Source organism: Aeromonas sp. HMWF015, assembly GCF_963878965.1.
In the GTDB taxonomy this organism is placed as follows: domain Bacteria; phylum Pseudomonadota; class Gammaproteobacteria; order Enterobacterales; family Aeromonadaceae; genus Aeromonas; species Aeromonas veronii.
Genome location: NZ_CAWNZT010000233.1, coordinates 1 through 1940, shown reverse-complemented (window position 1 = coordinate 1940; position 1940 = coordinate 1). Strand labels below are relative to the sequence as shown.

Genomic DNA, 1940 nt, shown 5'->3' with positions numbered 1-1940 from the left:
AGACGGAACAAATAACAAGGAAACAAATATGAAAAAGTCACTGTTACTGCTTGCCATGCTGGCAGCCATTCAGGCCCATGCTGCACCTGCCCAAGAGGGGGTGTGGCAAGTCAGCAAGGGCAAGCCCTTTCCGGGATACAACTACCGGGTGGAGGACAACTCAGGGAAGGAGGAGGTGAGCCTGACCCTCACCTGTGACCCCAGCGATACCGCCGAGCTCATTGCGACGGTGGGTTATACCCAGTATGGCCACTACGGAGACAAGGCATTCGGGTTGATTATTGATGGCAAGCGATACGATGGTATTCGTCGTCTCGGTGAGGACTTCCCGGCCTTTTGGGAAGCGCTTCGCGCTGCCAAGCAACTGGCGATTTTTACTGAAGACGAGGAAGAGCAAGGCATCGTCCCAGTACCCACCACGGGACTCGCTGCTGCGTTGCCTGCCGTCGGTTCATCGGGCTATTTCTGCCGAGCCAAAGAGAAACCCGAGTCAGAGAAGCCGCAACCTGCCAAAGGGAGCTGGAGCAGTTTTGGCGATGCGAGCAAAGGATATACCTATTCCGTATATAACCGAGCTGACTCATTCACCATTAGATGTCACCCCAACAAACCAGCCACCATCGATGTGAACATCATGAGTGTCGGAAAATATGGCTCTCAGGACTATCAAAATGATTTCGTTTTTGACGTCGATGGCAAGATCTTCGTGGGTCACCGGGCCCTTCAAGACAAGCAAAGTTTTGAAAAGCTTTGGACAGCATTGAGAAATGCAAAAGAGCTGTGGGTCCATCAGGGTGATAGAAATAGCAGAAAATTCTCTTTCCCAACCAATGAGATAGCGAAAACCTTACCTGCACTGGGTACGCCAGGCTTCCCTTGCCTAACCGCCGAGCAGCACAGCGCGGCTGTGCTTGATGATGATCTGGCCAACATCGAACCGTTGAAGGATGGGGATGTGCATCTGCGTAAGCGTATCAATCCGTACTATCGCAAAACGACATGGAACAAGTACTTGCTCGACATTACCAGCCGCAGTAACCGGATGGTGATCACCGACCTCAAGATCAACCGGGGCAGTTGCACGATCGATCCGAAAGCCAAGCTGCCATTTCGGATGGGCTTTGGCGGCAAAGTAACGCTCTCTCTGCTGCCGGAAGACTGCAACCCCTTGGAGGTCACGGTGACCACACTCGGTGGCGAGCAGACGCTGTCGTTTGACCAATAACCCAACCCAGGGAGGCAACAGCCCCCTGTTATTTTTAAAAGGTAACCACAATGAACCGACTTATCGCACTGCTGGTGGCACTTGTCACCAGTGGTGTCGGGGCAGAGGAAAGTGGCTGGTCTCGCAGTTGGGGGCCGGGTACGCAGGCGAACTACACCGTCAACCTAGCAGGCTCCACCCTGCTCACCCTCATCTGCCGGGATGATGCGCCACTCACCATGTTGGCGACGGTGAACGGTCGTGAGTATGGCAGCGACAGCAAACGTCAGTTTGCCTTGCTGGTGGACGGGGAACGCTACGATGCCCCTTACCGGCAAGGGGACTTCCCCACGTTCTGGGAAGCGCTTCGCAACGCAACCTCGGTGGCGCTATTGCTGCCGTCAAATCCACCCATCGATTTGCCCACCAGCCACCTTGCAGAGGTACTGCCTGCCATTGGCTCACCAGATAACAACTGTATTTCGCCTGGGTCATCAACGGACTTTGGCACACCGTGACGATGGCTTACACCCACCATTACAACCACATCCAGAGGGAGGCTAATGCCTCCCTCGCTTTATTGGATATGACAAGGAACGCTTATGACTATTCCCTTTCTCCAGGACGGTTTTGCCCTGCCCGTTGCCCAAGCGCTGCTCGCGTTGCTCAATCAGGAGGTCGCCCATATTGGCCTCAACCTCGAGCGCCTGACCCAACTCACCTTCAACTTTCGCAG

General features: G+C 54.4%; 2 protein-coding genes and 1 pseudogene. All 3 read left to right on the top strand.

The genetic code is table 11. The features are described from left to right. Positions 1-1225 (top strand): hypothetical protein (locus tag AACS18_RS12665; protein WP_219927968.1); only part of this gene is annotated, 1225 nt, incomplete at its 5' end. Between the two features lie 50 nt (positions 1226-1275). Then, on the top strand, positions 1276-1722 hold the full coding sequence (locus AACS18_RS12660; protein ID WP_108612439.1) for a hypothetical protein: 447 nt from the start codon (positions 1276-1278) through the stop codon (positions 1720-1722). Between the two features lie 84 nt (positions 1723-1806). Then, positions 1807-1940 (top strand): annotated as a pseudogene (locus AACS18_RS12655) (DUF2787 domain-containing protein); the annotation flags it as partial.

Coding starts and splice junctions, on each gene's coding strand:
- AACS18_RS12660 (WP_108612439.1), top strand. CDS start 1,276: ATGAACCGACTTATCGCACTGCTGGTGGCACTTGTCACCAGTGGTGTC.